Annotated in this window: 5 protein-coding genes; 4 read left to right on the top strand and 1 reads right to left on the bottom strand. The window is 69.0% G+C overall.

All coding sequences use genetic code 11. From position 1 onward, the window contains the following. The 3 genes from ACYP33_RS32370 to ACYP33_RS32360 all read left to right on the top strand — a co-directional run. A partial coding sequence (locus ACYP33_RS32370) for a FecR domain-containing protein (RefSeq protein WP_459625258.1) occupies positions 1 to 760 on the top strand: 760 nt, incomplete at its 5' end. A gap of 376 nt (positions 761 to 1,136) precedes the next feature. After that, positions 1,137 to 3,677, top strand: coding sequence for a TonB-dependent siderophore receptor (locus ACYP33_RS32365; RefSeq protein WP_459625257.1), 2,541 nt, complete (start codon positions 1,137 to 1,139; stop codon positions 3,675 to 3,677). A gap of 13 nt (positions 3,678 to 3,690) precedes the next feature. Beyond that, entirely contained in the window at positions 3,691 to 4,452 is a 762-nt protein-coding gene (locus ACYP33_RS32360) for a hypothetical protein (RefSeq protein ID WP_459625256.1), read from the top strand. A 114-nt stretch (positions 4,453 to 4,566) separates the two neighbouring features. Here the strand turns inward: ACYP33_RS32360 and ACYP33_RS32355 are convergent, their stop codons facing one another. Then, a complete protein-coding gene (locus ACYP33_RS32355) occupies positions 4,567 to 5,928 on the bottom strand; it encodes an MFS transporter (RefSeq protein WP_459625255.1) in 1,362 nt (453 codons plus the stop codon). A 290-nt stretch (positions 5,929 to 6,218) separates the two neighbouring features. On the opposite strand from ACYP33_RS32355, the gene ACYP33_RS32350 reads away from it, so the two are divergent. Next, the coding region (locus tag ACYP33_RS32350; RefSeq protein WP_459625254.1) for an aldehyde dehydrogenase (NADP(+)) at positions 6,219 to 7,758 on the top strand (1,540 nt) is incomplete at its 3' end.

Raw genomic sequence — 7,758 nt, 5'->3', positions numbered from 1 at the left:
CCTGCTGCCGGTGCGCTCGCCGCGCCGGCGCGCCGCGATCAAGGCGTTGACGCTGCTGGTGGCCGCCGGCGGCGCGGCCTGGTCGCTCGATCCGGCCGAGCGCTGGACGCTCTGGAACGCCGACTGGCGCACCGCCGTGGGCGAGCGGCGCAGTGTCACGCTGGCCGACGGCACCACCGTGATCCTCAATACCGACAGCGCGATCGACGTGCGCTTCGACGTCGCCTCGCGCCGCATCGCCCTGTTGCGCGGCGAGATCATGGTGACGAGCGGCCACGAGGCGCGCAGCCCCGCCCGCCCGCTGGTGGTGACCACGGCGCAGGGCGAGCTGACGCCGCTCGGCACGCGCTTCGCGGTGCGCGACGAGGCGGCCGGCGTGCGCCTGAGCGTGTTCGAGGGATCGGTGCGTGCGCAACCGCTTGATGCCGGCGCGGCCTCGCGCGTGATCGCGGCCGGGCAGCGCACGGAGATGGCGCACGACGGCGTGGCCGCGCCGCGCCCGCTCGACGCTTACGCGGGCGCCTGGACCGGCGGCTCGCTGGTCGCCACCCGGATGCGGCTCGCCGATCTGCTGGCCGAGCTGGCGCGCTACCGGCACGGCTATCTGCAATGCGACGCCGCGATCGCCGAGCTGCGCGTGTCCGGCACCTATCCGCTCGACGACACCGACCGCGTGCTCGACACGCTCGGCGCGATGCTGCCGATCGAGGTCGACCGGTTCACGCGGTATTGGGTGCGCGTCGTGCCGGCGCGCGGTTGAGGCAAGCCGAGGGCTGCGGAGCCGCCAGCCGAGGCTGAAGCCGCAAGCCGCAAGCCGCAAGCCGCAAGCCGCAAGCCGCGAGTCGCAAGCCGCAAGCCGCGAGTCGCAAGCCGCAAGCCGCGAGTCGCAAGCCGCGAGTCGAAGCCGCGAGTCGAAGCCGCAAGTCGAAGCCGCGAGCCGAAGCCCGAAGCCGAAGCCGAAGCCCGAAGCCCGAAGCCCGAAGCCCGAAGCCCGAAGCCGGTTTACGGCCACGTTTGCTCCGAGCCGTTTCACCCTCCCCGAAAAATATTTTCGACATCCTGAGCTGTTTTGTCCGTCTCGCGTGACAGGGAAAGGAAAGCACGTTTCTGCCCATCGTTTCCCGATTCATCGACCCATGCACCCGACCCGTACCGCCCGGCCGCCGCGCCCGTTTTCCCTCGTTCCGTCGCGCGGCGCCGCCGTGCGCCTCGCCTTCGCGCCGAGCCGCGTGGCCGGCCGGCTCGCGGCCGTCGTGCTGCTCTCGGCGCTGGTGCCGCCCGCCGCGATGGCGGCCGGCGCTACGGCCAATGCGGCCGATGCCGCCGATGCGCCCGCCGTCGCGTCCGCCGGCGAGCGCAGCTACGACATCCCCGCCGGCCCGCTCGAAGGCGCGCTGAACCGCTTCGGTCACGAGGCCGGCATCCTGCTCGCGTTCCCGGCCTCGCAGGTGGCCGGGCTGCAGAGCGCCGGCCTGCATGGCCGCTACGCGGTGCCGCAGGCGCTCGGCCAGTTGCTGTCCGGCAGCGGCCTTGCCGCGCAGCGCCAGCCGGGCGGCGGCTACACGCTGGTGCAAGGCGCGCAGAGCGGTGCGGCGGCGGCCGGCACCGATTCCGCCATCGCGCTCGCGCCGGTGCAGGTGCGCGACCGTGGCGTCAAGGCCGACAGCTACCGCCCGCAGAAGGAAGCCGGCGTCACGCGTTCGGAAGCGTCGCTGCTCGACACCGCGCAGGCCGTCAACATCGTGTCGGCGCAGGTGCTGCGCGACCAGAAACCGCGCAACCTCGACGACGCGCTCGGCAACATCAGCGGCATCACGCAGGGCAACACGCTGGCCGGCACCCAGGACGCGATCATGAAGCGCGGCTTCGGCGACAACCGCGACGGCTCGATCATGCGCAACGGCATGCCGGTGGTGCAGGGCCGCGCGCTGAACGCCACCGCCGACAGCGTCGAGGTGCTCAAGGGGCCGACCTCGCTGCTGTACGGGATCATGGATCCGGGCGGCGTGATCAACGTGGTCGGCAAGGTGCCGCAACTGACGCGCTCGAACACCGTGTCGGCCACCGGCGAAACCTACGGGCACGGCAAGAACGGCGGCGAGATGATGCTCGACCTGACCGGCCCGATCGGCGACACGCGGCTCGCCTACCGGCTGATCGTCGATCATTCCGACGAGCAGTACTGGCGCAACTTCGGCACCAGCCGCGAGACGCTGGTGGCGCCGTCGCTCGGCTGGTACGGGCGCGATACGCAGGTGGTGGTGTCGTACGAGCACCGCGATTTCCTCTACCCGTTCGACCGCGGCACCGCGCTCGACCCGCGCACCAACGCGCCGCTGGCGATCCCGGCGCGCGAGCGGCTCGACGAGCCCTGGAACAACATGGTCGGCGCGTCGAACCTGTTCCAGATCCAGGCCGACCACCAGTTCAACGCCGACTGGAACGTGCACGTGGGCTACAGCTACAACCGCGAAACCTACGACGCGAACCAGGTGCGCATCACCGCCGTGAACACCGCGAAGGGCACGCTCTCGCGCAGCGACGACGCCACCCACGGCGCGGACAGCACCGACAGCTACGGCATCGCCTACGTCAACGGCAAGGTGCGGCTGGCCGGCATGCGCCACGACCTGCAGTTCGGCATGGACAGCGAATATCGCAGCATCTACCGCGCCGATCTGCTGCGGCAGGCCGTGTCGATACCGTTCAGCTATCTGAACCCCGTGTACGACCTGATCCCGCCGTCGTCCACCGTTTCCGCGCCCGACAGCGACCAGACCGACCGCCTGCACAGCCTCGGCCTGTTCGCGCAGGACACCGTGCACCTGACCGACAAGTGGATCGTGACGGCCGGCGTGCGCTTCATGCGCTACAGCGAGCTGGCCGGCAAGGGCCGCCCGTTCGTCGCCAACACCGATCTGAACGGCACCAAGTGGCTGCCGCGCGTGGGCGTGGTGTACAAGGCCACCAACTGGTTCTCGCTGTACGGCAACTATTCGCAATCGCTGAAGCCCACCTCGTCGATCGCGGCGCTGTCGTCCGGCTTCACGATCAGCGGCGCGACGCCGCCCGAGCAGGCCACCGCGTACGAAGTGGGCGCGAAGCTCGACATGCCGTCCGGCATGACCGGCACGCTCGCGCTATTCGACATCGAGAAGAAGAACGTGCTCGTCTCGCAGTTCAACGACGTCACCAATCTGACCGACTGGCGCACCTCGGGCCGCGCGCGTTCGCGCGGCATCGAGCTGGACGTGTCGGGCAAGATCGGCGACAACTGGAACGTGATCGCCAGCTACGCCTACATCGACGCCAAGACCACCGAGGACCCGGTGTTCACCGGCAACCGGCTCTGGAACGTCGCGCGCAATACCGGCTCGATCGCGGCCGTGTACGACGTCGGCGCGCTGTTCGGCGGCGACGACCTGCGGCTCGGCGGCTCGGCGCGCTATATCGGTTCGCGTCCCGGCGATTCGGCCAACAGCTTCACGCTGCCGTCCTACGTGCTCGCCGACGCGTTCGCGACCTACGAGACCAAGATCGGCAAGCAGAACCTCAGCGTGCAGTTGAACGTCAAGAACCTGTTCAACCGCACCTACTACCCGTCGAGCGCGAACCGCTTTTTCGTGGCGATCGGCGATGCGCGGCAGGTGCTGCTGACCACCACGCTGCAATTCTGATCGGAGCATGACGATGACGAAGATGAGGAAACCGAAGGAATACGGCGTGGCGCTCGCGGGGCGCAGGCGCTGGCTTGGCGCGGCGGGGGCGTTGGTGGCGGGGTGGGTGTCGAATGCGGCGGTGGCGGCATCGTCCGCATCGCCCGAACCGGCCGGTGGCACGCGCGTGACGATGCTGGTTCAACTCGATGGCCCGAACCTCGCGGTGGATCGGCAGATCGCGGCACACCTCGGCGCGCGCGGTTACGCGGTGCGGCTGGTCGATCAGGATGTGGCCGTGGCGGCGGCGTCCGATGCCGATCTCGTGCTGATCTCGTCGACCGTATCGGCAAAGGCCGTGCGCCCCGAGTGGCGTTATCTGGCCAAGCCGCTGCTGACCTGGGAGAACGATTTCCTCGACGATCTCGCGATGACCGGCAAGCGCCACGACGCCGATTTCGGCGAAACCGGCAAGGAGCGCTACCTGTGGATCGTCAACGCGCCGCATCCGATCGCGGCCGGGCTGCCGGCCGGCACGACCGACGTCTACCGCAAGCAGGCGCCGATGAGCTGGGGCAAGCCGGGGCTCGGCGCGGCGACCATCGCCACGGTTTACGGGCAGCCGGACAAGGCGGCGCTGTTCGCGTACGAGCGTGGTGCGACGATGGATTACGAATCGCTCGCGCCGGCGCGCCGCGTGATGTGCTTTCTCGACAACGACACGTTTCCGAATTTGTCGGCGGCGGGGATCGCGTTGTTCGATGCGGCGGTGGATTGGGCGGCGGGGCGGCGGTGAGGCTTACGGCCGAATGATTGGCCGGCCGAAATGGCAAACGGACCGCGATGGGCGGTCCGTTTTCGTATGCAGCGCCGGTTTCCCGCTCGGGGTATTCCGGCTGAAGCGACGCCGTTACATCCCCGGCTTGCGCAACGTCACCCGCGTAATATCCTTCACGATCACCAGATAACACAGCACCGTCACCAGCGCATTGAGGCCGACAAACACCAGCGCCCCATTGAACGAACCCGTCGCGCTCACCAGATAGCCGATCACGATCGGCGTGACGATCCCGGCCGCGTTGCCGAACATGTTGAACAGGCTGCCCGACAGGCCGATCGCTTCCTTCGGCGCGGTGTCGGCCACCACGGCCCAGCCCAGCGAGCCCACGCCCTTGCCGAAGAACGACAGCGCCATCAGCGCGATCACCAGCGCCGCGCTGTCCACGTAGTTGCAGCCGATGATGACCATCGACAGCGCCATCCCGCCGATGATCGGGATCTTGCGCGCCCGGGTGAGCGACACGCCGCGCTTGATCATCCAGTCCGACAGCAGCCCGCCCAGCACGCCGCCGAGGAAGCCGCAGATCGCCGGCAGCGAGGCCAGCACGCCGGCCTTCAGGATCGACATGCCGCGCGACTGCACGAGGTAGATCGGAAACCAGGTCAGGAAGAAGTAGGTCAGCACGTTGATGCAGTACTGGCCGATATACACGCCGATCAGCATCCGGTTGCCAAGCAACTGGCGGATGTAGAACCAGCCGGCCAGCCGCTCGGGGGCGCCGTCGGCGGCCACCGGCTTGCCGCGCGTCTCGATCACGCCGCCGCCCTGCTCGATGTGCTCGCGCTCGGCCTGGTTCACGCGCGGGTGGTCCGCCGGGCTGCGCACGGCGCGCATCCAGATCACGGCCAGCACGATGCCGATCAGGCCCAGCCACAGGTAGACGTGATGCCAGCCGTACGCATGGGTGAGCCAGGCCATCAGCGGCGTGAACAGCACGGCGGCGAAATACTGCGCCGCGTTGAAGATGGCCGACGCGGTGCCGCGCTCGCTGGTGGGGAACCAGCTCGCGACCACCTTGGCGTTGGCGGGGAAGGCCGGCGCCTCGGCGATGCCGACCGCGAAGCGCAGCACGAACAGCGCCGCGATCGCGGCGGCGGCGCTGCCGGCCAGGCCGATCATGCTCTGCAGCAGCGTGAACAGCGACCACAGGAAAATGCTGCCCGCATACACGCGGCGCGCGCCGAAACGGTCGAGCAACCACCCGCTCGGCAACTGCGCCAGCACATAGGCCCAACTGAACGACGAGAAGATGTAGCCCATCTGCACCGCGTCGATGCCGAACTCCTTGCGGATCGCCGTGCCGGTGATCGACAGCGTCGCCCGGTCCGCGTAGTTCAGCGTCGTCACGACGAAAATCATCAGCAGAATCCAGTAACGGACGGCGGTCCGTTTGGCCGTGGTGGCCGGATTGGCGGTGCGGGTCGCTTCCATGAGTGTCCTGGCGAGAGCGCGAATCGGGAGTCGTTGCAGAGCGGGTTCCGAGACGATGCCGTTACGTGGGTGTAATGGTACGTCGTCGTACAACTGGGCAGTGTAGTAGGGCGACGTGACTGGAACCACTCGGGTTTTCCCTGGCCTTGTAAAAATCGTCAGCGGCTTTTGTGACAAGGCAATGCGCGTGGACGGGGTCGAAACGCGGGTGGCGATTCTTCTAGTCAGTCATCGTATCTGTTCGGCTACAATGTGCGGCACGAACTTTTTTGGACTGACGGAGCATATCCATGCAATTGACAGGCGAAATGCTGATCGGCGCCGATGCCGTGAAGGGCACGGCAGGCACGGTGCAGGCGTTCAACCCGGCGCTCGGCGAAACCATTGCGGAGCCGGTGTTCGGCTCGGCCAACGAAGCCGACGTCGAGCGCGCCTGCGCGTTGGCGCAGGCGGCGTTCGACCCGTATCGTTCGGCGCCGCTCGACCAGCGCGCGGCGTTCCTCGAGGCGATCGCCGACGAGATCCTCGAACTCGGCGACGCGCTGATCGAACGCGCCCAGGCCGAAACCGGCCTGCCCGCCGCGCGCCTGCAAGGCGAGCGCGGCCGCACGGTCGGCCAGCTTCGCCTGTTCGCGCGCGTGGTGCGCGACGGCCTGTTCCTCGGCGCGTCGGTCGATCCGGCGATGCCGGAACGCACCCCGCTGCCGCGCTCGGATTTGCGCCTGCAGAAGATCGGCCTCGGCCCGGTGGTGGTGTTCGGCGCCAGCAACTTCCCGCTGGCGTTCTCGGTGGCGGGCGGCGACACGGCAGCGGCGCTGGCCGCCGGCTGCCCGGTGATCGTCAAGGCGCACGAAGCGCACCTCGGCACCTCGGAGCTGGTGGGCCGCGCGATCCAGCGCGCGGTTGCCCGCACCAACATGCCGGCCGGCACGTTCTCGCTGATGATGGGCCCGGGCCGCGTGATCGGCGCCGCGCTCGTCAAGCACCCGGCGATCAAGGCGGTGGGCTTCACCGGCTCGCGCCAGGGCGGCCTCGCGCTCGTGAACCTCGCGAACGCACGTCCGGAGCCGATCCCCGTCTACGCCGAAATGGCCAGCATCAACCCGTTCGTGGTGTTCCCGGCGGCGCTCGCGGCGCGCGGCGAGAAGATCGCGCAGGGCCTCGTCGATTCGGTGACGATGGGCGTGGGCCAGTTCTGCACGAACCCGGGCCTGGTGATCGCGATCGACAGCCCGGAACTCGACGCGTTTTCGGCAGCGGCAGCAGCCGCGCTCGGCGGCAAGCCGGCCGGCACGATGCTCACGCGCGGCATCGCCGAAGCGTATTCGAACGGCCGCGCCAAGCTGCAGGGCGCCGACGGCGTGCGCCAGCTCGGCACGGGCGGCGCGGGCGAGAACGGCTGCGCGATGACGGGTGCGCTGTTCGACGTGACGGCCGAAACATTCCTGCGCGAGCACGCGCTGCGCGACGAAGTGTTCGGCCCGGCCTCGCTGATCGTGCGCTGCCGCGACCTCGCCGAAGTGGCGACGGTGCTGGAAGCGCTCGAAGGCCAGCTCACGGCCACGCTGCAGATCGACGAAGGCGACTACGACGCGGCCCGCACGCTGGTGCCGATCCTCGAGCGCAAGGCGGGCCGCCTGTTGGTGAACGGCTTCCCGACCGGCGTGGAAGTGTGCGACGCGATGGTGCACGGCGGCCCGTTCCCGGCCACCTCGAACGCGATGTACACCTCGGTCGGCGCCACGTCGATCGACCGCTTCCTGCGCCCGGTGTGCTACCAGGACTTCCCGGAAGCGCTGCTGCCCGACAGCCTGCGCGAAGCAAACCCGC

Source organism: Burkholderia sp. 3C (assembly GCF_054589155.1).
Note: the sequence above shows the minus strand (reverse complement) of the source record. Positions and strands in the feature narration are given on the sequence as shown.

Excerpts from the sequence above, each read along its gene's own strand:
- ACYP33_RS32360 (WP_459625256.1), top strand. The coding sequence starts at position 3,691 with ATGACGAAGATGAGGAAACCGAAGGAATACGGCGTGGCGCTCGCGGGG.
- ACYP33_RS32355 (WP_459625255.1), bottom strand. The coding sequence starts at position 5,928 with ATGGAAGCGACCCGCACCGCCAATCCGGCCACCACGGCCAAACGGACC.
- ACYP33_RS32365 (WP_459625257.1), top strand. The coding sequence starts at position 1,137 with ATGCACCCGACCCGTACCGCCCGGCCGCCGCGCCCGTTTTCCCTCGTT.